The organism is Sporosarcina sp. Marseille-Q4063 (genome assembly GCF_018309085.1).
Classification (GTDB): domain Bacteria; phylum Bacillota; class Bacilli; order Bacillales_A; family Planococcaceae; genus Sporosarcina.
The window spans coordinates 2,976,113-3,001,667 of sequence record NZ_CP070502.1 but is presented as its reverse complement, the minus strand read 5'-3'; the positions used below and the strand labels follow the sequence as shown (position 1 = coordinate 3,001,667).

Below are 25,555 nucleotides of genomic sequence, written 5' to 3'. Positions count from 1 at the left end.
GTCGTTTGGCAAGCGGCTATAGTCGTTTGAGGTGTCACTTTGGTCGTTTCGAAGCGTTTATGGTCTTTTGGGAGGCTGCTATAGTCGTTTCGGGGGCGACTTTGGTCGTTTGGATTATTTATTAATTGAAGGTATCAAAAAAGACTCTCTATAGAAGAGAGCCTTAATTTTAAAACACAAATTCCTTCTTGTTGATTAGCAAACTAAAGGCAATATACGCGACGAACGAGAAGACGATCGGGAATGTGACGGTGTGTACGCCGAGTAGGTTGCCGAATGCTTCGTTGTAATAATGGAGCGCGATGTAGGAAACCATTCCTGTGATCATCGAGGCGATTGCGCCGTATTTGTTGCCGTATTTCCAGTAAAGGCCCATGACGACTGGCCAGATGAAGGCGGCTTCGAGTCCTCCGAATGAGAATAGATTCAGGAAGATTAGGAGCTCAGGTGGTTGCAATGCGAGTAGGAATACGATGATTCCGAGTATTCCAGTCACGCCGAAACTCAGCCATTTGACGGTTTTTTCTTTTGCGTCTGGTTTAATAAAGTTCAAGTAGACGTCTTTGACGATTGCTGAACTTACGAGTAATAGTAGTGAATCTACCGTCGACATGATGGCTGCCATCGGGGCTGCGAGTACGATTCCAGCGAGCCACGGTGGTAATACTTCGAGTGCCAACAGCGGAATTACTTTGTCGCCGACGTCGATTCCTGGTAAAACGGGACGTGCGAAAATCCCGATTAGGTGCATATTCAGCATGATAAATCCGGTAACGAGCGTTCCAATAATGAGTGCGCGGTGCATGGATCGCGAGTTTTTGTAGCTCATTGCGCGCACTGCCATTTGTGGAAGCGCGACGACGCCGACACCGACTAATATCCAGAAAGAAGATACATAGGCAGCTGTTAGACTCCCGTCCGCTCCGAATGGCGTGACGAGACGCGGGTTTTCATTCAACAAATCTTGCATGATGGCTGGCACGCCGCCACCTGCGATAATGACGCCGATGAGTAAAATAAGTGTTCCGATGACCATAATCGCGCCTTGCACGGCATCGGTCACTGCAACTGCACGGAAACCGCCGATGACGACATAGACGAGGACCGAAATCGCAAAAATGAAGAGCGCGGACGTGTACTTAAGTCCGGTGAGCGATTCGATGAGACGGCCGCCTCCGACCCACTGCGCTGTCATTGCGGAAAATAAAAAGATAATGATGGCAACTGCCGATAAAATCGCGACAGCCGGGCTGTTATAGCGAACTTTCAAGAAATCAATCATTGTCACGGCATTGTATTTCCGTGCTAAAATGGCGAATTTCTTTCCTAAGATTAAAAGGACGAAATATCCGGTAACAACTTGAGACATAGCAAGTAAAACCCAACCGAATCCGACAGTATAAGCTGTCCCGGGTCCCCCTAGGAAACTCGATGCGCTTCCGTAGGTCGCAACCATTGTCATCGCAAGGACGAAACCGCCAAGTTCACGGCCGCCTAGGAAATAGTTTTGCAGGAAGCCTTTGTCCGACTCCATTTTTCTTGATGAAATCAAACCAATCGCGAAAATCGCTACAAGAAAAATGACGAGCGGTGCAATAACGCTAATGTTCATAACTCGTCTTCCTCCTCAAAAGGAACTTCTGTGAGGAAGAACTTTGTAATAATGATTACGAGAATCGAGATTAATACAAATCCGACGACGCAACTGTAGAAAAACCATGCCGGGAGACCAAATACATATGTATATTCCTCCACCGGACGTGATCCGAGTCCATAGGCGAAGCCGAACCACCATATGAAGTTGAAAATTGCGAGTCCGACACCTATCAGTGCTTCGCGGTGCGCAATTTTAAACCGCCAATCTGTATTGCTTTTATTTACCATAAGACAATCGCTCCATCTGTTCGTGTTTCAGTTCCTCCCGATAATACGCCTGTTTCAGGATTGCGCCATATGATTTGGCCGCGTCCGAATGAACCGTTATCGAGCTTTGGCTGGATATCGTGGCCTAGCCGAGTTAGTGCTTGCGCTAAGTGATTCGGGAAATTGGGTTCGACGTGAACTGTATTTCCTTCGATCCACTGCCATCTTGGTGAATCGAGTGCGGCTTGTGGGTTTAATTTATAATCAATGGTGTTTACAATCATTTGGAAATGTCCTTGCGGCTGCATGAAACCGCCCATGACTCCGAACGGGCCGATTGCTTGTCCGTTTTTTGTCAGGAATCCCGGGATGATCGTGTTATAGGAACGCTTTCCCGGTTTTAACGCATTCGGATGTGTTGGGTCGAGCGAGAAATCGGCGCCGCGGTTTTGAAGCGCGATTCCTGTGTTGGGAACGACGATGCCGGATCCGAAGCCCATGTAATTTGACTGGATGAAGGAGACCATATTCCCTTCTCCGTCCGCTGTTGCTAGGTAAACGGTGCCGCCTTTCGGGAGATCGTACGGCTCTGGAATTGATGCTTCGTTTGTGATTTTTTCCGCACGTTTTTCTGCGTATTCGTCTGACAGTAAATGTTCGACATCTATCGGCATTTCGTTTTCTTCGGTGATGAACGCTTTCCCGTCGGTGAATGCTAGTTTCATTGCTTCGATTTGTTCGTGGAGCGTTTTCGTGTTTTCTGGGATCGCCGGGCTTAATTTGCTATAAATATTTAGCGCCATGAGCGTCACCATGCCTTGGCCATTCGGCGGGATTTCCCAGACGTCATAACCGCGGTAGTTTGTTGAAATTGGTTCTACCCATTCGACTTTGTATTTTTCTAGGTCTGATTTTCGTAAGTAACCGCCGTGTTTCACCATGAAGTCGTCGATTTTGTCGGCGATTTCTCCTTTATAGAAGGAATCTGCATTTGATTCAGCGATGGATCTTAGCGTTTCCGCGTGTCCCGGGGATTTCCATACTTCGCCGATTTCCGGCGCGCGGCCGTCTGGAGCGAACGTTTCGAACCAGGCGTTGAATTCTTCTGTTGTGAATGAATCTTTGAATCTTTTGTATGCTAGTTTCCAGTACTTTCCTAGGATAGGCGTTAGCGGGTAGCCTTCTTCGGCATAGCGAATTGCCGGTGCTAGTGATTCTTTTAATGATAGTTTACCGAACTTTTTTGCTAGTTCCGCCCATGCTGCCGGGACGCCAGGAATTGTGATTGGCGTGAGGCCGTGAGTTGGCATTTTTTCATGGCCCGCTGCTTTTACATTGTCGATTGTTAGGGATTCTGGCGATGGACCGGATGCGTTCAGGCCGTGAAGTTTGTTGTTTACCCAGACAAGCGCGAATGCGTCGCCGCCGATTCCGTTTGAAGTCGGTTCGACAACGGTGAGTGCTGCCGCTGTTGCGATTGCTGCGTCGATGGCGTTTCCACCTTGTCGCATGATTTCAATTCCGGCTTGTGCGGCGAGTGGTTGTGATGTTGCTACCATGCCGTTTTTTGCGAATGCGGTGTGTTTTATTGAAGGGTACGGGTTGTATAGGTAATCCATTTTTTACTCCTCCGTTTTTATGTTTTTGTGTGTTTTTGTGTTGTGTATGTAGTTGTATTCATTATACAGAATGAGAGGGTGCTTTTGGGGTTGTTTTAGTAGATTTGATAGTGGCTTTGGTCGTTTGGAAGTCAGGTATAGTCGTTTCGAGTGCGGTTTTGGTCGTTTGGGAGTCTACTATAGTCGTTTCGGGTGCTGCTTTGGTCTTTTGGGGATCGACTTTGGTCGTTTGGCGTCAAATCTAGTTTTTCATCACATAATAGCTTGTTCTTAATTTGCCGTGGAGTTGCAATCCTGATCTTTTGAGTAATCTTTTGGCAACTTGTTGGTTTTCAATCAATGCAAAGTTTCGGAATTCACCGTTGGTTATCTTGCTGTCTACTAGGTAAAACCAATCCTTGGTTGTTGCGATATGGCTGTCCACGCTATGGCTTTTGCATTTTGGACAATTCCATTTCTGTTTACTCCACTGCATGCCGAAAAACTTGCAACTTTGACATTGAACACCCTGTTTTAAGTCTACAGGTGAAACATCCCAATTTTTGATTATCGGGAACGGATTGTAGTCTGAATGACGCCGCTTCATCTCCGTCGCTAGACTTTTAATTTGCGTACCGCTAAGCTCACCTTTATCTAAAGGAAGTGAATACAGGTAATTTGGAACCTGGAACGCAAATGTTATATGTTTTTTCGGCGTGGACAAAAGTTCGATTTCGTTTTCGAAGGCGAGAACGACAATTCCTTGAATAGGAGCTTGAATACCCCTTTTGCTCAGCCATTCTTTGAGGAAATATTCTTTCCTATCTAATTGTGCAATCGGGCTTTCCATCGGTTTTCTTTCGCCGTTATCTAGTTCCCTCACAAATCTGTCAGGATTCCCCATGAATATCAATTTTCCGGCGATGTTTTTCACTTCAAAAATAATGATGGTTGCCGGTGTGATAAGAATCGAATCCATTTGAAAATAAACGCCACCTTGATTTAAGTAGACATCGTGAAGAATTGCATGCGGATACTTGGGCATGAATTCTTTTAAATGCTTGTCGAAGTTAATTTCGCCTTCATAACCAGCTTTTGCTCGATTAAACTTGTCAGCAATCTCTCTCACGCATTTGTGGTTTGAATGAATACGATTTTTAAGTGCGGTTAATCCTAGGAGATCGTTTGGTTTTCCCCTCTTTTTGTAAATCATAGACATCACCTCTTATTAAGATTACCAAAATATATCGGGGGTGCCTATAGTGTGGAGGAAGGTTGATTTTTGATGGGTTTATTGGGGGAATTATTGAATTTTCGTGGGGGAAATGGTGTTGAAATTGAATTGTAGGGGTTTTTATTGACGGTAGATTGGCAGCTTTGGTCGTTTGGGAGGTGGCTATAGTCGTTTTGCGGCGTATTATAGTCGTTTGAGAGGAGGCTTTGGTCGTTTCGAGACGTGCTTTAGTCGTTTGGTAGACGTCTTTAGTCGTTTTGCCGGCTGCTTTTGGTTATTTGAAGGCGCTGTAAAATTTGTACAAATCGATAAGTGTTGCCCTCGTAGTTTGTTCCGGCTTCAACAAATAAAGCACTTCGATTACCTTTTTGGGGAGCGATATTAGTCGTTTGAAAGTACTCTATAGTCGTTTCGAGGATTGCTTTAGTCGTTTGAGAGGCTTCTTTAGTCGTTTCGGCGTCCACTTTGGTCGTTTCCACAAAAAACGCCCCAGCTTGAATTGCTGGGGCGTGTGGTGTTGCTTATTTTACTATGACGAATTTTCCTGGTCCGTCTGATTTAAATGTTGCGGCGTTGTTATTGTATTTTGCTTTGAATGATTCGCCGCTATTCAGATCTTGCGCCCATAGTTGATTTGTTTTATTTACGTTTGATGCATCAACTGTGAGTGTGACGTCGATTTTTTCATTGCCGATGAGGATTTCCGTTTGGTCCTCGCCTGTGACAAAGCGGAAGGAATAAACTTCGGAAATTGCTTTTTCGTTTGTTGCTTCTTCTTTAGTTAGCGCGATTGTGAGTGTTCCGTCTGTTGCTTCAGACAATTTTTCTACAACTTTGCTAGTAAGCGTGAAGGATAGTTCTTCACTTTCGATGACTAGATCTTTCTTCGAATCTTCTAGTGCTTTTACTAGCGCGCTGTCAATTTCGACATTTAATGCTTCTTCGAATTGTGGTGCGGAAACTGTTACTTCTTTTGCTTTTTCGTCGCTTAGTTGCGATTCGATTTCATCTGTAGGGACGGTATAAGTCGGCTCTTCATTGCCAACAAAAATTACTTCTTCTGCTGAGTTGCCGGCTGCATCAACGTATTTCACGGCTACGCTTTCCGGGTTTTTATTGCCAAGATCGAATATAAATGAACCGTCTTGTTGAAGCGTGATTGGTGTTGAAACGGTTTCGCCGTCGATTGTTACTTCAGATGTTGCTTTGAGTTTCGTATTGACGTTATAGCCGAGTCCGTATTTGACTAGTTCAGCTTGATAGTCTACGTATTTATCTACGATTTTACCTGTAGCTGTCGTACCTTCGACTGTGCCCCTAATAGAACCTGCCGAAGATTTAACGACGATTGGGCCTGCATAGTCACCAATTGGACCTGCATCCGTGACGGCTGTTAAGTCAATTGTGTATAAACCGTCAGGAATTGTTGTTGCTGGGTCCCCTGACCACGGGTTGTATTGTCCCGCCACAGTCAACGTGTAAGAACCCGCTCCCAATGACGTGCCCGCGTGTAAATACCCGATGTATCCATCGCCGTATGCGCCGCCGTTAGGGTTCATCATATCCCAAAGTTCGATGAAATTCGTTTTCACATCGCCTGTTAGCGTGAATCCTAGTAATGCAGAATCCTTGTAGCCGTCTCCGTCGAATGAGAGATCAGTTTCTGAAATGCTCATATTTTCGATGGTTGCTGCTGCTACTCCGCCGAAATCTGCTGCGAATGGTAATGAAAGTTCGGAATCGCCACCGTTGATGTGGATGTATCCTAGGATTTCATCGCCTGGTTTCGTGTTTTCGTTTTGTGAAGCTGTTAGTGTAACAGTGATTACTTCTTCGCCTTCTAATGTGAATGTAGATTTGTCGACCGTTACTGCTGCGTCTGCGAATCCTTTTGTAACGTCTACAGATACATCGTAGTTTCCGCCGACGTTTTTAAGGTCTTTGACGAGAATTTCTTTGGTAACCGTTAGATCTTCTTCAAGTGATTGTGGACCGAAAGTGACGGTTCCTTTTAAGTTTTCAATTTTTTGGCTATCAGCATCCGGTAATGCTTCGTCTACTGCATATGCAAGGACATTTGCGTGTGCTGCGGCGTATGCATTTACGCGACCTGCGCCTTGTGCGAATACGTCGTATTTATCTGTGTCTAGTATTTTAGCTGTGTTGGATAGCGCGACTTTGACGTCGAATGCATTCCAATCGGGGTTAGCTTGTTGTACAAGTGCTGCAATTCCTGCGATGTGCGGTGTTGCCATAGATGTACCTGTTTTTCTTGTGTAAGCATGCTCGTAAGTCGCATCTGGGAAATCCGCTTTGTACATCGGGATTGTTGACATGATATTTGTTCCTGGTGCACTGACGTCTGGTTTGATGTCGAAATTCGGCACGGAAGGTCCGCGTGAACTTGAATCGTTTACTTCGTCGCCTTCAGTTGCTGTGAAGTTGACATTATTGAAAGAAACTTTTCCGTCCGCATTTTCAAGCGCGGCGCGAATTGCGGTTCCATCCGTGTATGACATATCTACTGTCGGAAGGAATGCAAAGTCATCGCCTAGGAATACGTTTGAAATATCCGGTGTATTCGATCCGTTATGTGAGTTGTGAATAATTGTCGCGATTGCACCATTGTTTTTCGCGTTTTCGATTTTTTCAACGAATGGGATTTCTCCGCGTGCGATTAACGCGACTTTTCCTTCGACGTTTATGCCGTCGAAATCAGCAGATTTCCCGATACCTGGGACTGCGACAAGGTTTAATTCGCCTGCAAGTTGATCTTCAAGGTTTGCACCGTAAGTCGTCGACATTAAGTTCAGTTGAGAAGAAAGACTGTAGTCGCCTGCTTCTACTGAAACGTTTACGTTATATCTATTTTCTGGATTTGTCGTGTTTCCAACTGCAATTCCAAAAGGTGCAGTTGCGGGTGTTCCCATTGTTCCACGATTCGGACCGGAGTTGCCTGTTGCGATTACTGAAATAACGCCAGCGAGCATTGCGTTATTGATGGCGTATGAACCCGTGTCTGTTTCTGTATTTGATCCGCCACCCAATGAAAGATTAATAACATCCATTTCCTGGATAACTGCTTCTTCAATCGCCGCAACGATGCCGGAAGTCGCTCCGCTACCATAAGCGCCGAGAACGCGGTATGCGTAGAGGTCTACTTTTGGCGCGATTCCTTTAATGCCAAATTCGTTGTTACCGATTGCCGCGATTGTTCCTGCCACGTGCGTGCCGTGGGATGTGTAGAACGAACTTCCGTTAGCATTGAATTCCGGCATGCTTTCTGGCCGTTCTGATGGCAATGTTTCAGATGCGTCATCATCTGCACGCTCTTTTGTGTAGGTTGATGAATTGGGAATAAAGTTCTTTCCGCCTTTATAAATTCCTGCGAAATCAGGGTGATCCGCGTCGATTCCCGTGTCGAGAACCGCCACTTTGATTCCTTGGCCTTCATAACCTTCAGCCCATAGTGGTTCAATCCCTAAGAATGAAGTGCTTGTATCCATTGCGACTCCGACTTTGCCGTCCGATGTTGCTGAATTATCTTCATAGGCATGGACTTCCGCGTCTGGTTCGACAAGTGTGACGCCATCGACTTCGAGTAATTTCTCGAGATCGTCCGCTTTAACTGTAGCTGCGAATCCGTTTAATACAGTGTCGTAACTATAGCCTTCTTTGAATGAAATTTCGTTAGCATTCATGGCTTTTTTCATCATACCTTGTTGCGATGCAACTTTTGCTTTGGCTGATTTTTTATTTGCTGCTGAGAATTTTTGTCCTTTTGCTTCTGTGATTCCTTTTTCAAGTGCAACAGGTTTTTCAGAAAGATGGATAATGACATCTACTTCCTGATTTCCTTTCAGTTCTTCGAGGTCTTTATGTAATCTTGGCGCTTGCTCTGTCAATCGTAGTTGTTCGGCGATTGCTAGTTTTTGTTGCATGACGCTTTCACTTTGCTTGTCCGTTTTAAAAGGTTCTGTCTTTGCTGCTGACACGGATGAAATTGGTGTCAATAAGGAAAGAACCATGACGAACGCTAGAAAAGTGCTTAGCAACTTCATGAAGTTATTTTTCTTCAATTCTCATTTCCCCTTTTGTTTTATTTGCACTAGTAGTAATTGTGCGACGATAGAATCATAACATAAGAGTATTAGTAATTAATAGATTTCGGTGATATTTTTTGAGCTTTTGGAGAAATGTATCTTTTGGCACTTAGTGGAATTGGGTGATTTTGGTTAATCTGGATTATTGTTTGGGGAATAATGGGCGAGATTTACTAGGTGATGCTCTGGGGAGAGTTTGAGGGGGAGTTTTGACGGGGCGGGCGGCATTGGTCGTTTGAAGACGCTGTAAAATTTGTACAAAGCGATAAGTGTTGCTGTCGTAATGCTGTTCCGGCTTCAACAAATAAAGCACTTCGGATTACCTTTTTGGAGACTTTGGTCGTTTGAGATGCCGCTTTGGGCGTTTCGAGAGCAACATTAGTCGTTTGCGGATCGGCTTTGGGCGTTTCGAGAGGTTCTTTAGTCGTTTCGCTGGCTACTTTGGTCGTTTGCAGACGCTGTAAAATTTGTACAAAGCAATAAGTATTCCTGCCGTAATACGTTCCAGCTTCAACAAATAAAGCACTTCGGTTTACTTTTTTGGAGACTTTAGTCGTTTGGCAGACCGCTTTGGTCGTTTCGGCGGCAACATTAGTCGTTTGAGATGACGCTTTAGTCGCTTCGGCGGCTGCTTTAGTCGTTTGGATGGCGACTTTGGTCGTTTCGCTAGGTTTGAGGGGTTGATTAGAAAAAGCCACCCCGAAATGATCTTCGGAGCGGCTCTATTCTACTTAATCTACTGCGACAAACTTGCCTGGTCCGTCGGCTTTGAATGTTGCGATGCCGTCTTTGTATTTCAGGTTGTACGTTCTATTGTTCTCTAGATCTAGAACGGTAAGTTTGTTTGTTTTCTTGACGTCTGAAACGTCGACTGGGATTGTGATGTCGATTTTTTCTTTACCGATGTCAATCACAGCGCCATCGCCCGTTTCGAAATTGAATGAGTAGACGTCTGAAATTGCATTCGGCCCCGTCGATGCTTCTTTAGTTAACGCGATTGTTAACGTGCCGTCTGTTCCATTTGCTAGTTTCTTGATAACTTTTCTAGCTAGGTTGAAAGAAAAACCGTCGCCAGTTTCAACGACTACGTCCATTTTTGATACCACAATCGTATTCACAATTGCTTCGTCGATTTCGATGTTCATAGCTTCATCGAACGCTGGTACAGCGATTGTGATTTCTTTTGAATCGCCGCCAATTTGGTCTTCGATTTCACCTGGAGAAACAACGTACTCTGGATCTTCTGGTTCTGGGTCAACAATGACTTCTTCGTACGAAACTACATAGGAAGCTTCAGCGCTATTCCCTGCTGCGTCGTTTACGAAGATTGTAACCGTGTTATCGCCGTCCGCAAGTCCAGTTACGTCGAATGCGAATGAACCGTTTTGTGCAAGATTCACAGGTCCGCTTGATACGACATTGCCGTCAGCATCTTTCGCTTCGAATGTTGTTGCAAGTTTTGTATTGACGTTATAGCCAAATCCATTACGTGAGTAATCGATGTAGTTGTCAATTACTGATCCAGTGAAGTTGTATGTTGAGTCTGTCGCAACATGCTCTTCAGCTGATTCAATTTCAGACTGTGTGCTCTTTACAAATAATGGGCCATCCCAGTCGAAAATAATTGGATCTCCATGAGAATCGGCATTTAGCCCAGTAAAGTCAACTGTATAGACGCTATCCGGAATCATTTCTAATCCAGTTCCACCCCACGGAGCATATTGTCCGTCAATATCTAGGTAGTAGCTGCCTGCTCCTAAATAGTCTCCGGCATGCAGATAACCGATATACCCATCGCCATATGCGCCGCCATCTGGGTCAAAGAAATCCCATAGCTCGATATAGTTGATTGAGACATTATTGTGTAAATCAAATGTCAGTTGCAATGGATCTCCCGTGCTATCTGGGTGGAATGATACGTCGTAACCCGAAAGCTCGAAGTTTTCAATTCCAGTTTTTCCTTCTACTGCAGGCGAGAAGTCAGCTGCAAATGGTAATGAAAGTTCCGTTACACCATCTGTAATGTGGATGTAGCCGAGTATTTCACTGCCGGCAGGTGCTGCCGCTTGTGACGCATTTAGTGTGAAGTTTAACATTTGCTCATCGCCTAATGTGAACGATGAAGTATCCACTGTCACATTGGCATCGCCAAATGATTTAGTGACTTCAACGGATACATTGTACTCACTTGATTCGCCTGAAAGATTTTTCACGCGAACTTGTTTTGTTAAAGAAACATCTCCATCAGCAATTTCTGGTAGGTGTCCAAATGTAACTGTTCCTTTTGGATTGTCTACTTCAACGCCATCGGATACTACTGTATCTTCCGCATAAGCGAGTGCATTCGGATATGCCGCTTCATAAGGCTGAACTCGTCCAGGACCTTGAGCAAAGACGTCATATTTTTCCGTATCTAATATTTTTGCTGTATTGGATAGCGAGACTTTTACGTCAAATGCATTCCAATCTGGATTTGCGTTCATAATAAGCGCTGCAATTCCTGCAATATGCGGTGTTGCCATTGAAGTACCTGTTTTACGTGTGAATGCTTTCGAGTAATCTGCATCTGGAACTTCTTTTCCATACATCGGAATTGTCGACATAATGTTTGTTCCTGGTGCGGATACGTCAGGTTTGATATCAAAATGCGGCGTCGTTGGTCCGCGTGAACTTGAATTATTCACTTCGTCGCCTTCTGTTGTCGTGCTGTCTACATTGCTAAATGAAACCGTTCCATTTCCACCGCCGAGAGCTGTTCGAATTGCCTCTCCATCTGTCCAAGACATATCGACAGTTGGCAGGAATTCAAAGTCATCTCCGAGGAATACATTTGAAATATCTGGCGCATTGGATCCTCCTGCAAAGTTGTGAATAATTGTTGCAACTGCACCGTTGGCTTTTGCATTTGCGATTTTATCAACGAATGCAATCTCACCTCGGGAAATCAACGCTACTTTTCCGTCAACATCGACGCCGTTGAAATCACCGACATTACCAACACCTGGAACTGGGACTAACTCAAATTCACCAGATAATTGTTCCGTAACATCCGTGCCATATGTTGTAGACATTAAATTAAGCTGTTTTGAGAGATCAAGATCTCCTGCTTGCACTGAAACATTAATGTTGTACATTGTTTCTGGGTTTGTCGTGTTTCCGACTGCAATCCCTAGTGCCGCCGCTGCTGGTGTTCCGATTGTGCCACGATTTGGACCTGAGTTACCTGTTGCTGATACAGCTACTGTACCCGCCATCATTGCGTTGTTAATTGCAATTGTATCTGCAGTCGTTGACGAGTTATTTCCGCCGCCGAGAGAAAGGTTGATAATATCCATACCTTCTTCAACCGCTTTATTGATACCCGCGATAACGCCAGCGTTTGATCCACTACCGTAAGCGCCAAGAACACGGTAAGCGTGCAAATCAACTTCAGGTGCAAGACCCGCAATTCCGTATTCGTTGTTCCCAAGTGCAGCAATCGTTCCAGCTACGTGCGTACCGTGGGAAGTGTAAAATGAACTTCCGTTTGCGTTAAATTCAGGTACACCACTTGCTCGTTCGGATGGTGTTGTTTCATAAGGATCGTCATCTGCACGCGGACTTGTGTATCTATCATCGTGCTCGATAAAGTTCCAACCACCTTTATAGATGCCTTCAAATTCAGGGTGATGATAATCGATTCCTGTATCTAAAACCCCCACTTTGATACCTTGGCCTTTAATGCCTTTATTCCAAATTCTTTCAATACCGAGGAATGAATGACTTGTATCCATCATCGGACTAACTTCTCCACCTGCATTTTCTGATGAATCTTCATAAGCATGAACTTCAACAACCGGTTCGACGAGTGTTACCCCTTTGATTTCAAGAAGTTTCTCAAGGTCGTCCGCTTTCACTGTTGCTGAGAATCCATTTAATACTGTTTCATAAGCAAAGCCTTCTTTAACAAGAAGCTTGTGTGTTTTCATTGCATTTTTTACAGCTTTTTGTTGCGCGTTAATTTTTTGTTGCTCTTTCGCTCTTTCAGATGCATTGAACGGAAGTTGTTTTAGACTCTTTTTCCCTTCTGTTAATGCAATCGGATCTTCAGAAAGGTGAATGATGACTTCAACATCATGTTGGCCTTTCTCTTTTTGCAAATCTTTATGAAGCGCTGGCAACTGATTTCGTAACTGGTCTTGTTCCGCAATTGCCGCTTTCATCTGCATCGTGCTTTCATTTGGAATAGACGATTTAGATGGTATGCTTCCTGAATTCGCCGATGCGAATGCAGGTGTTAGGAGTGTGAAGATCATGATGAATGTTAATAAACTGCTAAAAAAGCTAATCCTGTTCTTACTCTTCAAGTTCATTCCTCCCTTAATTATCTTCGAGACACTTGTCCTAAATGTCTGACAATATGAATCTATCATAAATAGACCGAAAAGATTGTCGGTTTCTGACTATACCGAAAATTCATTCTAAAGGACTATAGTTATTAAGTCGCTTAGTAGTTAAAAAGGGTCATTGATTTTTATAGATATCAATCCCTATTGACTACTTTTTAAATTTTGTAAATATATGGTTGCGGTTGCAGGATATTAATAAAATAAAAAAAGACCACTAAAATTTAGTGGCCTTTCCATCATTTCAATATCATAAATTTCAAATATTCCTTCCAAGTCCGTGATTTCCATTCTTTTTTGGTCGGCATATCCGTCGGCATTTTTAGAAAAACGCTTGGATTGCCTTTATGGATATCATGGGTCGGCTTCGGCATTGGAAAAACTACTTGTCCAGAGGCTAGGCCTTCCGTTACGACAATACGCGTGTCTTCAACAAATGGCGTCGTAAGTTTGACGGTGATTGCTTTGCCGGATTCGTCGATGATCATTCCTCGTGCGGATTTTTTGTCGGAACGACTGACCCAATCTTCATTGACAGCAACGGCACCCAACGCTTCGTCTATGATAATCGTTGTATTTACATTATGCCCGTATGGTGTCGCCCCCAGCTCTTCGGGCGTTGCCATTTGCACTTCATAATACGCCAGCGGATTAATGGATTTTTCACTGTCGATTTTTTTGTATGTTTCAATCAACTTATTATCAGCGGCAGGAAGTTCTGAAACGGATATGACATTTCCTTCTTTGATGCCAACCGGACCTTCGCCTTGAATCGAAACGCGGTCGCCTTCTTCAATCAATTGCCACTCATGATCTTTGGCGTACGTTGTGATAATTTTTTCAGCGCTGTAGATATCAACGGCCAGCTTCGAACCGTGTCGAATGACATTGGAAACAACTCCTGAAACCGGGCTAATGATTGCGGTATTCGACGACTCCTGCGCCAATTGCGCTTCGACGACGGTAAGTTCTTTGGCAATCTCCGCCAATTGTTGTTCCGCCGCCGCATGTGCTTGCGCATAAGAACCTTCTTGCGTCACATCGACTGTGAAATCTACTTTAAATTCGAGTTCGATTTTTGCCCCGCCTTCAACTTCCGTCACATTTTCATCTCGATCGACATTGGATGAACTGTCTGTACCCGTTGTTGATTTTGAAGTATTCAAGTTCGTAATCAGTGATTCCATTTCACTTTTTTGTTGAAGAAGCGCTTGATGTTTCGTGTTCAAAAGTTCATTTTCTTCATCCGAACGCGCTGTATTCAATAAAGCTAGCTCATCGCCGATTTTGACGTCATCGCCTTCGGAAATAAGCCAACTTTCGACTTCATCTTCATTTCCGACATACACCGTCGACAATTCTTGCGGAGAGATAAGCCCTTCTTTCGACATTTCCTTGGTGAAATCGCCAGCGGTTAATCTTTCAAACTCGCTAACATATAATGATTTGCTAATTTTACTTTCTTTATTGAACAGCAAATAAAAGTTGAACGCTAAAAACGAACTAATCACGACTGCGATGGTGATGTTGCCTAATTTACTCATTGGACCCCACCTCCATCAAAGATCAAGTCAAATAACGTTTCTATTGGAATAAATCCAACCGACGCTGTCAATAAAGCAAGAACCAGATGAATTCCGATTAACGTCCATAACAGGGATTTTCGTTTTGATTCGTCCGTAAACGCGCGAATAAAGCTATATTGAAGCGCAATAATAACGGCGGTTGTCAGTGTTAATTGATTCAAAAATAAGATCATGTATTTTGATTCGAGATAAGTAGCAGCTAATGGGCCGAATGATAAAAATGAATAATTAGCTGCCCCGCCTTTTGTTGCAAATACGAGAAAGATAAGCGCTTTTTCCACCAATAGCAAACTTGTTACAAGGAGCTGCAATGGCAGTAGTTTTTTATAAGGAATTTTTATCAGTAAATGAATTATGTATGCGAACCCAAAAAAGTGAAACGATATGTAGATGATTGACCAAGCAAGCGAACCAATGAACGATGCGAATCTCGCTAATGTGAAATCTGCGGTCGTCGTTGTTGCTACTAAAGGCGTTAGTGCTTCCGTGCCCATTCCCCACCAGGATCGGGCTCCGAATAAAAGCAGCCCCGCTAGAAAAACAAAGACGATACGTTTTCTAAATCCGCGAATTGTGGAAGTTTGAAGATCATCGGCTAAGCGATGTGGATTAGTTAAGTACTGCCGAAAAGTGAAATTAAAGAACATAACTACAATCCCTTCCTAAGAATCTATCATTATTCCTAATACTACCAAATACTCCGTCAGTTGTAACTTTTAATGATAAAAAGTTACTTTATTCCCCCTTCCAGGTTTAAGGCTGGTGATTTTTGTCTATTATATAGATAAGGAAATTAATACTAGACAAAATCTCTCCAATTTCCCGGGAAATCGACAAAGGGGTGTTGAAAAATGGAAAAAATGAATGAGTTCGATACAGAAACATTTACTTGGACAGACTTTCTGTTTGGCATTGCAGGGATTGCCATTGTCGTTTTTATTCTCCAAGCGTTTATTATCTAAAGAACTATTATATAGCGATTAAAATAAGAACACCTATCGTTTAGACTACGATGGGTGTTCTTTACTCTTTCTTATTCAAGTTTGCTGCATTCCTTCCGTTAGTTCATTGAATAGATCCAAATCATTCGTTTCCAAAGCGTAGTCGATCATTCGTCGACGGTTTTCCGTTTCGAGGCTTTCAATCAGCTCCTTGGATTCCACAAGCACTTCTTCCGTTAACTCTACTTGTATCTCCATGCCTACATCGAGGCTCCCTTCCATAATGGTTTTTAAGTGCGAATGAATATCTGAAATCAGAAGTAATTGATAGAGTGGTAAGCGAATAAATCGGTTCCCACGTTGGAATACAAACACTTCCCCGAGATTTTCCACTTGAAGGCTTTTCATATTAATGACGATTTCTTTCCCTTCAGTCGGTATAAAGTGAAATAATTCATCTCCTTTCACGATTGATAAGTACTGATAAGCAAAGACGAGACGTAATCGGAATTCTTCTTTCCTAGTGAAAAATGGCGTCATTCGTTGAACTGATAGCATTTTTGCTCCCTCCTCATCGAACATTCTGATTATTACTATCATTCTATCACATTCTAACAGGAAATGTGAATTGTTTACACGATTATTCCTATAACATTATTCCTACTCTTCCATTTACGGGAAACCGGGTAGTGCGTCTAGGAAAGATTCTTGATAAGAAATAAATTAATAAAAGAATTCGAATTTAATTATTTACGTATTGGCGCAAAAAGCGTTATACTAGAGGGAATGCATTTTTGAGGAGAGTGGTCCGATGCACATGACCGTTGAACGTGTATCCTACTTGCACGAAGCTGAGCTAAATAATTTTATGAATGAAATTAAACATTCATTCCGATCTGATATACCAGAAGAAGCATTAGAAATTCAAAAAGCGGTAACACTGGTTCGTAGTGGTTCTGTGGAATCCTATTCGTATGACTCTTCGACATTAACCGTGCTCGCAGAAGTTAATGGAACCGATTTTGAAGAAGAAGTGACTTTATCGTTTAGCGCATCAAGCACGACATGCACTTGCGGCGAGCCTGGATGGTGTTCGCACCGGGCAGCAGTTATCTTCCATTTATATCTACAATTTAATTCCTTAACTGAATGGATGCACGAATGGAGGAGGATGGAAACGGAACAAATGGCTTTTAAAATTACAGATCGCACTCCGGAAGCTTGGAGTGACGTCTTATCACGTTTGATGAACCCTATTCGAATCATAAGTTTGAATGAAAATCCAGCGGTCTTCATCCATAAATTCGAGTTGATAGACCAGAAATCACGGTCTCTATCACCTTTTGAGTATGAATGGAAACCGTTATTTGACATTTATTACCGGTTGCATGCGCTTGAGGCTGCGTGGCCGTATATTTATTTCCATCTAGGCGGTAGCGGCTCCAATTTTACTTACGGAAAATGGTACGTCAAGAACTGGTTGACCGATCAACTTGGAAAACTGGCTGATGGCGTTAAATCCATTTCATCAAAACCAAGACTTTTTGAAACAGACCCATTTCATGATCAGTTGAAAGTGTTTGTGAGAACTTTCGCATTGGAGTATGAGGGACTGTTCGACGAACGTTTCCGGGTTTATCAACTGTTTTGGCAACAGTTATTTGCTGATAAATTTGTTAGACAACGCGAGTTAGAACTGCTTGAGAATAATGATTCTCCGGATGCTTCAACTTTGGTTGCCTTTTTCTATGTCATACAAGGACGGAATGATAAGTTAGCAGATCTTTCTAAAGATATTACGATCAAGGATTTTTCGAAATGGTTGCCGTTGGCGAATCTTGCTGAACGAGACGATAATATGGATTCCCTTGCTGTTATCATGTCGGCACTTCTTCCGTTCATTGGCGATTATTTAGTGCAAAGGGTATCTGTTTCACAACGACCCGCTTTTGTGCGGAAAATTGACGGCTTGTTAGAAGCAGCGGATTTCCCGGAGGATGAGCGTGAAAAAATGTTCGCTTATTACGGCGAAACCGGCGTAGATGTTTATGCCGATTTCCTTGTCGAACGTGGTCGTTTCCGTGAATGGGCTGCTTTGATGCACCGATATCGTGTTGTTTACGAAGTTGCTGAAGCGGGTGGATTGAAAATTGCGTTGGCCGAAGATCCTGCGGCCGTCCTTCCTCTTCTTCATGTGTATGCTACAAAATTTGTGAAGGAACGCAATCGACAAAGTTATCGTCGCGCGGTGAATTTATTCAGAAAGATGAAGAATGGTTGTAAAAAGAGCGGTAAACATGAATTTTGGAACCGTTATATAGATACAGTGCGCGAGAAAAATCGCCGCCTTCGTGCACTTATGGAAGAAATGGAGAAAGGGAATTTGTACTTATGAGTGAAACTTTTACATTGGAACACCTTCTCCGTATTGGTATAAAACCGATCGACGGAAACACATACGCCGTTTCCGCAGAAGATAGCAACGGCTATCCCGTCGATCCAGACGAGTTAGTTTCCTATTTGTTTTTTAATGACGAACGGACATTTTTTGGTCTTCTTGCGGAAATAACCGATGATCAACTGAATCTCAGAGCCGACCAATTGCTGTTGTCATTTCCCGAATCGCATCCTTACGTGAAGTTTGAAGGCCAAACGGAGGAAGATAGCCAAATTCTTCAATCGATTCGAGAAGCTGCAGATGCTTGGCGCAATCCGAAAATCTGGAACTATGTCGAGACGAATGAAACAGGAATCCATTTTAATACGGATGAAATTGCCCTAACAGATGCAGCCGTGCAAATTATTCAATCTGCGGTGTACGGAAGACTGATCGATTCTTCGCTAAGTCCGGAACAATTGCCGACACTTCTTCCGCATTTACGGAAATATGGTTGGCCGGGCGAGTCAGTATCGACGATGCCTGTGCGCGTAGCTTTCCGGCTGACGGAACCCGAGGAAGATTCGGACTCTGCTGAGTGGATGCTTGAAACGGTTGTTGTCGGCGAACGTGAACGTCACTGGACGCCGGCTGTTCGTAAAAGAAATCTTCCTGTCGCGGAAGCACTTCCTGAGCGATGGGCTGAATACGCGGACGAAATTGCTGAAAAACAATCTGAAATGATCTCTTTTCTTCGCTCTGTCGAAATCGAGTCTGATGGAAGCTTTTTGTCAGTTCCGATTCATGATTCAGAGGTTCGGTTGTTCATTCAAGAAGATTTGCCGTTGCTTCAGTCCTTTAATTACACGATCATATTGCCTGCTTGGTTAAAATCAATTACAGAATCTAAAATGAGGGTTCGTACGAGTGCGAGCGTGCAGTCTTATAACTCGGCGACGAATCTCGACGAAGTTCTTAACTTCGACTGGAATTTCGCGCTTGGCGGACAAGAAATTGGTCGCGATGCTTTCCAAAAGCTTGTTGAGGAAAATCGCGAATATATTCGATCGGGTGATGAGTGGTTCCATATTGACCCGCTTTGGTTGAAAAAGATTAAAGATATTATGGACCGTGCCGATTCTGGTGAGTGGACGGTGAAAGATCTTTTATTCCAAGACATCCCCGAGGAAATTGTTCCGATTGAAAGCGATGAGGATGATGAGGATCCGCTATTTGAATTTTCAATGCAAAAATCATTGAAAGGCTATATGGAAGTGCTGGCGGATAAAAAAGGGTTGCCGTCTGCTGGTATTTCTGAGCAGTTACATGCAGAGCTTCGTCCTTATCAAGTTGAAGGATATGATTGGCTCATTTTCATGCGCGATAATCAGTTCGGGGCTGTTCTTGCCGATGATATGGGGCTTGGAAAAACGGTGCAGCTTATCGCTTATTTGTTGAATGTCCATGCGCGTCCTGACACTGAAAAACCATCGCTCATCATTTGTCCGACGAGTGTTCTTGGTAACTGGCAAAAGGAAATTGAACGTTTTGCGCCGTCGCTTTCTGTCCATACGCATTATGGACCTTCACGTGAGAAAGACGCAGCGTTTACTACGTTGATAGCCGATTTGCGTCCTGATGTTATTTTAACGACGTACGGCACGGCTTCTCAAGACGGTGAGATGCTTGCTGAGACTGAGTTTACGAGCATTACGCTTGATGAAGCTCAAAATATTAAAAACATGCAAACTAGACAATCGCGTATGATTCGTAAATTGCACGGTCAACATCATATTGCGTTAACGGGTACGCCGATTGAAAACCGTTTGTCTGAGCTGTGGGCGATTTTCGATTTTGTTCATAAAGGATATTTCGGGAACTTCCGGACGTTTACGGATAACTTCATCGTTCCGATTGAGCGAGATGATTCAGAACGCGATAAACAAAAGCTTCGAGCGAAAATTCGACCGTTCTTATTGCGTCGAACGAAAAATGATCCAGATTTATTGTTGAATCTGCCGAAGAAGTTGGAGCAGAACGAGTATGTTCCGCTGACGACTGAACAAGCCGCTTTGTATGAAAGTTTCCTTGATGAGACCAAGTTTAAATTGCAGACTTTGACTGGTTTTGAGAAAAAAGGACTTATTTTGACGATGCTTAGTCGGTTGAAACAATTATGCAATCACCCCGCGCTGTTTTTGAAAGAGCCGCATGGTCCGGCCGAGCAATTAGTTGCACGTTCCGACAAATTGAGCGGTATCGTGTCGATGGCTGGTAATATTGCGGAAAACGGTGAACAATGCATTATTTTCACGCAGTATATCGGGATGGGAAAACTCATCCAGCATTGCTTATCTGAACTTCATGGTATTGACGTCCCGTTCTTGACGGGTAGCATGCCGAAGGGCCAACGCGATAATCTGGTCGATGCTTTTCAAAACGGTGAATTTCCGGTCTTCGTATTATCGCTGCGTGCAGGCGGAACCGGGTTGAACTTAACGGCTGCCAATCACGTATTGCATGCGGATCGATGGTGGAATCCGGCCGTAGAAAATCAAGCAACTGACCGCGCGTATCGAATCGGGCAAACAAAGTTCGTGCATGTCCATAAATTCGTGACGATTGGAACGATTGAGGAAAAGATTGATAAGATGCTTGCCGAAAAAGCGGCTCTATCTGCCGATCTAATTCAATCTAGCCAGTGGTTGACTGAGCTATCTGACCGAGAACTCGATGATTTACTGTCATTCGGATAACTATATTTTTGTCCCAGAGTTGAAATTCTTCTTCTCTGGGATTTTTCACGTTATTTTTTGCACAATCGGCACTTGCCTGACAAATTCCTTGCCTGTACTTTTGTCCTCTACCCTTTTTAAGCGTTCGTTTAAATTCGCCACGACTCGGATTAATTCGCTAATTTGAAGCTCCATTCGCACAATTTCTTTTTCGAGTTTCGTCAAACACAACATCTCCTTTTATTAGTTCCGCGGTAATGGCACCTGAAAGGCAGTCTTCTCTCAGGCACCGTCGCGCGGTTTTTTAATTAGCAATTAAGTTTTTCCCTATGATATTTTTCCGTATAACCGAAAGGCCGATCCCCCAAAAGGCCTTTTCAACATTAAGTAGATTCCTTCACAGCTATTCATATAATTGTAGTATTCAGCTCCGGTTTGTTATCCGGACAATTTCCCCCTTTTGTTACATAATTGGTAGTTCTTTGCTTTCTTGTGCAGGTAATTCAAAGTGATCTGTTTCTGATTCCGCAATTTCTTGGTGATTCGACACTGTAGAATTCGCGTATAAATCGTCATTTAATCTAGATTTTGTTGAAAGAAATCGAACTTCGTCTCCAATCACTTCCGTGACGAAAACACGACTTTGATCTTCTCTTTCGTAAGTTCTGGACTGGATGCGACCACTCAGTCCGATTAGCGAACCTTTTCCACAATGCTTTGCTGTGTTTTCCGCAAGTCGACCGAATAAAGAACATAATATGAAATCCGCTTCTATTTCTCCTTTCGTATTCTTATAGTTGCGATTTATTGCGATGATAATACTTGTTTGGACCCGATCTCGAGATAATTTCCGCAAGATGGGATCTTTTGTTATGCGCCCTACAAGTGCGACTTGATTCAACCAATACCCTCCTTTCTTTTTGAATTAATTTGATAATACGACACCGAGTCGATTTTTAGCAAAAGGCGTTTTTTCAGTTTTGAAGCATTTTTCGCGTTGATTTTCATTATTTCAAGATATCTAGTTTGATTGTCTATTCTAAGAAACGACAGCGTTATGCATTTTTTGCAGGATGTCGAATTTTAGATAAATTAACTTTGGCAGGTTTGTTGTTTATTTATTCCAGCCTCGAAAATATGGTATAATCAAAGCAAATTTGAAGGTGGTGCGCATGATGAAAACATTTAAGATGTTGTCAGTTGGAATCTTGCACGATGAACAAGTTATAGATTTCCCGCTTATCGATGGAATTATTATAAATCAAGAGAATAGCCACCGGATGTGGATTCTTGAGATGTTTATCGAGGAAAAGCATAAGGCGTTTTTCGAATCATTTCAAGGTGAAGACGATTTGCTCGAGGCAAAAGTCGTCATTTCGTATCCAGAAAACGAACCCGCCGGTTTTCGCGTAGCTGTTAGTGCGGTGAAACAAATCGGAAATAATATTTCGGTTTTGTTGAAAGGCAGATTAAAACGGGCTCGTACGCAATATGCCGAGCACCTGTTGGAGGAATTGATCGGGGAAGGTTTGGAAGGCGCGACATTGCTTGAGCGTTTTGAGACGGACATGCGTTCACGTCCGCGGTTGAAGCGGGATATTGAGGAAGATGAGTGAGTTTGGTGTGGTGCTGCCCTGTTGATGGGTGGCACTTTTTTTGTTTTATTACCGGATGCTTTGCTCGTTTGGCGTTGATGTGAAGTTTGTACAAGTCGATAAGTGTTGCGCTTGTAATTTGTTCCGGCTTCAACAAATAAAGCACTTTGGTTTTTTTCTTGATAAATCGTTGACGTTCCCTTTATCCAAGAATTGCCACTATACACCCTTTGTATAATGAAAGTAGTTGACTGGAGTGTAGGGTGGCGACTCCAGAGGAATCAGCGAGACAGGCGAGACCCTGCAGGAGCGGAGCGACGAAGCGGCTCGGCGCTCGCCCGCAGGAAAGCGTCCGCCCGGAACGCAGATCAACGAATCGAATAAAATCGAGTACTTGAATAAGGATTCTCCACCTCAAAATTTTTTTTGATTTTAGTCGCTTCGCCGGCTATTTTAATCGTTTGAATACGCTTTGAAATTTGTACAAGTCGATAAGTGTTGCGCTCGTAATTTGTTCCGGCTTCAACAAATAAAGCACTTTGGTTTTCTTTTTTAGAGACTTTGGTCGTTTGGAGACGTGCTATGGTCGTTTCGACGGCAACTTTAGTCGTTTGAGAGAACTCATTAGTCGTTTCGACGGCAACTTTAGTCGTTTGAGAGAACTCATTAGTCGTTTCGAGACCCACATTAGTCGTTTGAAGGCGTTCTTTGGTCGTTTCGGGCTTTTTTACGGCAAAACACCGCCTCGGTTTATTTCGAGGCGGTGTTTAAGGCTTGCGGTTAGCGGTTGGTTCCATTTTCGTCAAGCTCATCATCGATAATTGTGTCGTTCGGTGCTCCGTTTCCATTATTGACGCCATTATCGCCGTTGTCGCCATTGATGAACCCGTTGTTTCCACCATTACCGTTTTGACCATTGTCATTCCCATCTAGATCCGTTCCGCCTTCATTATTATCGTTGGCATTAGGAGTCCAGTTTTTATCACGATCCTGCACATCATCCTGCATCGGTGTTTCGTTATTATTAGGCACTATATCATCGTCATTACCGTTCATACAGCCGCCTAGTACGAGCGCCGAAATTAGAAAAAATGGTATCGTTTTTTTCAACATGAAAAGATTCCCTCCTTTCCACAAGCCGTTTACCACACAAATCTGCATGGTCTTTGTAGGTTGTACGAAATAGAGGGAACTATCCATTATTTTTTATATTGATTTTTATTCAATCATTAAGACATACTACTTATTCGACCACTGGGCCGAGAGCAAATAAAATTTCGGTTTCACAAGCGATTTCATCGCCGACTTTTGCGATTGCTTTTCCTTTGCCCATTTGACCGCGGAGTCGCGTAATTTCAACTTCGAGTGTCAATGTGTCGCCAGGTCCGACTTGGCGTTTGAAACGGCAATTGTCGATGCCCGCAAAAAATGCAAGGCGGCCTTTATTTTCTTCTTTCTTCAATAAAGCAACTGCTCCCACTTGCGCAAGCGCTTCTACAATAAGAACGCCTGGCATGACTGGGTAGCCTGGAAAATGTCCGTTGAAAAAATCTTCGTTTATCGTGACGTTTTTTATTCCAACGGCGCGTTTGCCTTCTTCTACTTCTAGAATCTTATCGACCATTAAAAATGGGTAACGATGTGGTAAAATGGCTTGAATTTGTTGTACTGTAAGCATGTGAGCCTCCTGCAAAATTATTCTTTTCCTTTGATGATATCAATGATATGTGTCCATGTTTCTTTTTTGAGTACATCCTCAGGATTTCCGTCGCCAATATAGCTATACCCGAACCGTAATCCAATTACGGCAACGATAGCTATTAGTAAAATGATCAAAATAAGACGAAGCCAAATCGGGATCATCCGGATCTGAACCCAAAGCGTTTTTTTAGGTTCGGTGGCTTCACCGCGTTTAGCCTTTCTTAGTTCTTTTCTTGAACTGGTTTCAACGCTTGGCTTTTCATCTGTTTTTGAATCCACTTCTCTTTGTGAGCGTCGAAACTTTAACTTATCCATCATATTCAGTACCCCTATACAAACAAATTGAATGAAACTCAATTCGAATTTTATGTAGAATTAAAATTTACGTGAACTTTTTTGAATGTTTTCTAGTAGAATGCCTGTCCCTCTCGCAACGCAGTCGAGCGGATTATCTGCAACAAACACGGGCACTTTTAATTCTTCCGCTAATAATTGGTCGATCCCGTGAATTAGCGCGCCCCCGCCGGTTAAGAACACACCGCGGTCAATAATGTCGGCAGAAAGCTCAGGTGGCGTTTTCTCCAGAACATTACGTGCAGCCTGGACAATGATAGACATAGATTCTCTCAATGCAAGTCTAATTTCTTCTGAATCAATTGTAACGGTGCGTGGAAGTCCAGAAACCATATCGCGGCCACGGATGTCCATCGTCTCATTCCGAGATCCTTGGAAAACCGTACCGACGTTAAATTTAATGTCTTCAGCGGTGCGCAGTCCAATGAGCAATTTATATTGGTTTTTGATGTATTGGATTATGTCGTTGTCTAATGTGTCTCCAGCGATGTTAATAGATTCGGATGTTACGATATCACCCATCGATAAAACAGCAACGTCGGATGTTCCGCCGCCGATATCAATCACCATATTACCACTTGGTTGAAAAATATCCATTCCGGCGCCGATCGCGGAAACTTTTGGTTCTTCTTCTAAAAATATTTTCTTGCCGCCGGACTTTTCGGCTGCTTCGCGAATCGCTTTTTGTTCAACGCTTGTAATATTCGTCGGGCAACAGACAAGTATTCTAGGTTTTGTGAAAAAGCCTTTCACGTTAAGTCTATCGAGGAAATGACTAAGCATTGCTTCTGTCACGTCGAAATCTGCGATTACGCCGTCTTTTAAAGGACGAGTAACCGTGATATTTGCTGGTGTTCTTCCGACCATTTTCCATGCTTCTTCACCGACAGCCAGCACTTTATTATTTCTTTTATCTAATGCGACAACTGACGGTTCGTTTAAGACAATCCCTTTTCCCTTGAGGTGAATTAAGACGTTCGCCGTACCAAGGTCAATCCCAATATCTTTTGCAAACATTATTCCCGCTTCCCCTTCCAACTGTTTCGTGGCATTTTGCACGCTCTTAATTCGTAATTTTACCAT

The 25,555-nt window shown here is 43.2% G+C and carries 21 protein-coding genes; 3 read left to right on the top strand and 18 right to left on the bottom strand.

Translation table 11 applies throughout. The features are described from left to right. Positions 1-169: 169 nt before the first annotated feature. The 11 genes from panF to JSQ81_RS15440 form a co-directional block, all read right to left on the bottom strand. Entirely contained in the window at positions 170-1,612 is a 1,443-nt protein-coding gene (gene panF / locus JSQ81_RS15490; protein WP_212604910.1) for a sodium/pantothenate symporter, read from the bottom strand. After that, complete coding sequence (locus tag JSQ81_RS15485; RefSeq protein WP_210470063.1) at positions 1,609-1,884, bottom strand: YhdT family protein; 276 nt, start codon at positions 1,882-1,884, stop codon at positions 1,609-1,611. The genes panF and JSQ81_RS15485 overlap by 4 nt, the downstream gene beginning before the upstream one ends. Further along, positions 1,878-3,482 carry a gamma-glutamyltransferase family protein gene (locus JSQ81_RS15480; RefSeq protein ID WP_212604909.1) on the bottom strand — a complete coding sequence of 535 codons (1,605 nt, stop codon included), beginning with the start codon at positions 3,480-3,482 and terminating at the stop codon, positions 1,878-1,880. Before JSQ81_RS15480 ends, JSQ81_RS15485 begins: the two co-directional genes overlap by 7 nt. 241 nt (positions 3,483-3,723) lie before the next feature. Next, positions 3,724-4,674 carry a nuclease-related domain-containing protein gene (locus JSQ81_RS15475; protein WP_212604908.1) on the bottom strand — a complete coding sequence of 317 codons (951 nt, stop codon included), beginning with the start codon at positions 4,672-4,674 and terminating at the stop codon, positions 3,724-3,726. Positions 4,675-4,943: 269 nt separating this feature from the next. Continuing rightward, positions 4,944-5,174 (bottom strand): hypothetical protein, encoded by a 231-nt coding sequence (locus JSQ81_RS15470; RefSeq protein WP_212604907.1) that lies wholly within the window; start codon positions 5,172-5,174, stop codon positions 4,944-4,946. A 42-nt stretch (positions 5,175-5,216) separates the two neighbouring features. Further along, a complete protein-coding gene (locus tag JSQ81_RS15465; protein ID WP_249336557.1) occupies positions 5,217-8,774 on the bottom strand; it encodes a S8 family serine peptidase in 3,558 nt (1,185 codons plus the stop codon). Positions 8,775-8,971: 197 nt separating this feature from the next. Further along, positions 8,972-9,496 (bottom strand): hypothetical protein, encoded by a 525-nt coding sequence (locus JSQ81_RS15460; protein WP_212604906.1) that lies wholly within the window; start codon positions 9,494-9,496, stop codon positions 8,972-8,974. Between the two features lie 33 nt (positions 9,497-9,529). Beyond that, positions 9,530-13,144 carry a S8 family serine peptidase gene (locus JSQ81_RS15455; protein WP_249336556.1) on the bottom strand — a complete coding sequence of 1,205 codons (3,615 nt, stop codon included), beginning with the start codon at positions 13,142-13,144 and terminating at the stop codon, positions 9,530-9,532. A 278-nt stretch (positions 13,145-13,422) separates the two neighbouring features. Next, a complete protein-coding gene (locus JSQ81_RS15450) occupies positions 13,423-14,727 on the bottom strand; it encodes an HlyD family secretion protein (RefSeq protein WP_212604904.1) in 1,305 nt (434 codons plus the stop codon). Beyond that, positions 14,724-15,416, bottom strand: coding sequence for a hypothetical protein (locus tag JSQ81_RS15445; RefSeq protein WP_212604903.1), 693 nt, complete (start codon positions 15,414-15,416; stop codon positions 14,724-14,726). Before JSQ81_RS15445 ends, JSQ81_RS15450 begins: the two co-directional genes overlap by 4 nt. 390 nt (positions 15,417-15,806) lie before the next feature. After that, a complete protein-coding gene (locus tag JSQ81_RS15440; RefSeq protein ID WP_212604902.1) occupies positions 15,807-16,268 on the bottom strand; it encodes a transcriptional regulator in 462 nt (153 codons plus the stop codon). A gap of 253 nt (positions 16,269-16,521) precedes the next feature. Between JSQ81_RS15440 and JSQ81_RS15435 the strand changes: the two genes are divergently transcribed. Both JSQ81_RS15435 and JSQ81_RS15430 read left to right on the top strand, forming a co-directional pair. After that, complete coding sequence (locus JSQ81_RS15435; protein ID WP_212604901.1) at positions 16,522-18,105, top strand: hypothetical protein; 1,584 nt, start codon at positions 16,522-16,524, stop codon at positions 18,103-18,105. Next, on the top strand, positions 18,102-20,843 hold the full coding sequence (locus tag JSQ81_RS15430; protein WP_212604900.1) for a DEAD/DEAH box helicase: 2,742 nt from the start codon (positions 18,102-18,104) through the stop codon (positions 20,841-20,843). The genes JSQ81_RS15435 and JSQ81_RS15430 overlap by 4 nt, the downstream gene beginning before the upstream one ends. Before the next feature lie 45 nt (positions 20,844-20,888). Here JSQ81_RS15430 and JSQ81_RS15425 read toward each other — a convergent pair whose 3' ends face one another. Together JSQ81_RS15425 and JSQ81_RS15420 are read right to left on the bottom strand one after the other, a co-directional pair. Beyond that, on the bottom strand, positions 20,889-21,047 hold the full coding sequence (locus JSQ81_RS15425; protein WP_212607765.1) for a hypothetical protein: 159 nt from the start codon (positions 21,045-21,047) through the stop codon (positions 20,889-20,891). Between the two features lie 238 nt (positions 21,048-21,285). After that, positions 21,286-21,723, bottom strand: coding sequence for a single-stranded DNA-binding protein (locus JSQ81_RS15420; protein WP_212604899.1), 438 nt, complete (start codon positions 21,721-21,723; stop codon positions 21,286-21,288). Between the two features lie 274 nt (positions 21,724-21,997). Here JSQ81_RS15420 and JSQ81_RS15415 point away from each other — a divergent pair, with 274 nt between their 5' ends. After that, entirely contained in the window at positions 21,998-22,438 is a 441-nt protein-coding gene (locus JSQ81_RS15415) for a YwpF family protein (protein WP_212604898.1), read from the top strand. A 347-nt stretch (positions 22,439-22,785) separates the two neighbouring features. Here the strand turns inward: JSQ81_RS15415 and JSQ81_RS15410 are convergent, their stop codons facing one another. From JSQ81_RS15410 to JSQ81_RS15390, 5 genes are all read right to left on the bottom strand, one after another. Beyond that, on the bottom strand, positions 22,786-23,103 hold the full coding sequence (locus tag JSQ81_RS15410) for a hypothetical protein (RefSeq protein WP_212604897.1): 318 nt from the start codon (positions 23,101-23,103) through the stop codon (positions 22,786-22,788). A 94-nt stretch (positions 23,104-23,197) separates the two neighbouring features. After that, a complete protein-coding gene (locus tag JSQ81_RS15405) occupies positions 23,198-23,530 on the bottom strand; it encodes a hypothetical protein (RefSeq protein WP_212604896.1) in 333 nt (110 codons plus the stop codon). A gap of 130 nt (positions 23,531-23,660) precedes the next feature. Further along, a complete protein-coding gene (gene fabZ / locus JSQ81_RS15400) occupies positions 23,661-24,095 on the bottom strand; it encodes a 3-hydroxyacyl-ACP dehydratase FabZ (protein ID WP_212604895.1) in 435 nt (144 codons plus the stop codon). A gap of 17 nt (positions 24,096-24,112) precedes the next feature. Continuing rightward, positions 24,113-24,436: a DNA-directed RNA polymerase subunit beta gene (locus tag JSQ81_RS15395; protein ID WP_249336555.1), complete on the bottom strand. Its 324-nt coding sequence runs from the start codon at positions 24,434-24,436 to the stop codon at positions 24,113-24,115. Between the two features lie 57 nt (positions 24,437-24,493). Continuing rightward, on the bottom strand, positions 24,494-25,489 hold the full coding sequence (locus JSQ81_RS15390; protein ID WP_212604894.1) for a rod shape-determining protein: 996 nt from the start codon (positions 25,487-25,489) through the stop codon (positions 24,494-24,496). Between the last annotated feature and the right edge of the window lie 66 nt (positions 25,490-25,555).

What these genes read in the sequence shown, in the direction of transcription:
- panF (WP_212604910.1), bottom strand. Translation starts at nt 1,612, where the DNA reads ATGAACATTAGCGTTATTGCACCGCTCGTCATTTTTCTTGTAGCGATT.
- JSQ81_RS15485 (WP_210470063.1), bottom strand. Translation starts at nt 1,884, where the DNA reads ATGGTAAATAAAAGCAATACAGATTGGCGGTTTAAAATTGCGCACCGC.
- JSQ81_RS15480 (WP_212604909.1), bottom strand. Translation starts at nt 3,482, where the DNA reads ATGGATTACCTATACAACCCGTACCCTTCAATAAAACACACCGCATTC.
- JSQ81_RS15475 (WP_212604908.1), bottom strand. Translation starts at nt 4,674, where the DNA reads ATGATTTACAAAAAGAGGGGAAAACCAAACGATCTCCTAGGATTAACC.
- JSQ81_RS15450 (WP_212604904.1), bottom strand. Translation starts at nt 14,727, where the DNA reads ATGAGTAAATTAGGCAACATCACCATCGCAGTCGTGATTAGTTCGTTT.
- JSQ81_RS15445 (WP_212604903.1), bottom strand. Translation starts at nt 15,416, where the DNA reads ATGTTCTTTAATTTCACTTTTCGGCAGTACTTAACTAATCCACATCGC.
- JSQ81_RS15440 (WP_212604902.1), bottom strand. Translation starts at nt 16,268, where the DNA reads ATGCTATCAGTTCAACGAATGACGCCATTTTTCACTAGGAAAGAAGAA.
- JSQ81_RS15435 (WP_212604901.1), top strand. Translation starts at nt 16,522, where the DNA reads ATGCACATGACCGTTGAACGTGTATCCTACTTGCACGAAGCTGAGCTA.
- JSQ81_RS15430 (WP_212604900.1), top strand. Translation starts at nt 18,102, where the DNA reads ATGAGTGAAACTTTTACATTGGAACACCTTCTCCGTATTGGTATAAAA.
- JSQ81_RS15415 (WP_212604898.1), top strand. Translation starts at nt 21,998, where the DNA reads ATGAAAACATTTAAGATGTTGTCAGTTGGAATCTTGCACGATGAACAA.
- JSQ81_RS15405 (WP_212604896.1), bottom strand. Translation starts at nt 23,530, where the DNA reads ATGTTGAAAAAAACGATACCATTTTTTCTAATTTCGGCGCTCGTACTA.
- fabZ (WP_212604895.1), bottom strand. Translation starts at nt 24,095, where the DNA reads ATGCTTACAGTACAACAAATTCAAGCCATTTTACCACATCGTTACCCA.
- JSQ81_RS15395 (WP_249336555.1), bottom strand. Translation starts at nt 24,436, where the DNA reads ATGATGGATAAGTTAAAGTTTCGACGCTCACAAAGAGAAGTGGATTCA.
- JSQ81_RS15390 (WP_212604894.1), bottom strand. Translation starts at nt 25,489, where the DNA reads ATGTTTGCAAAAGATATTGGGATTGACCTTGGTACGGCGAACGTCTTA.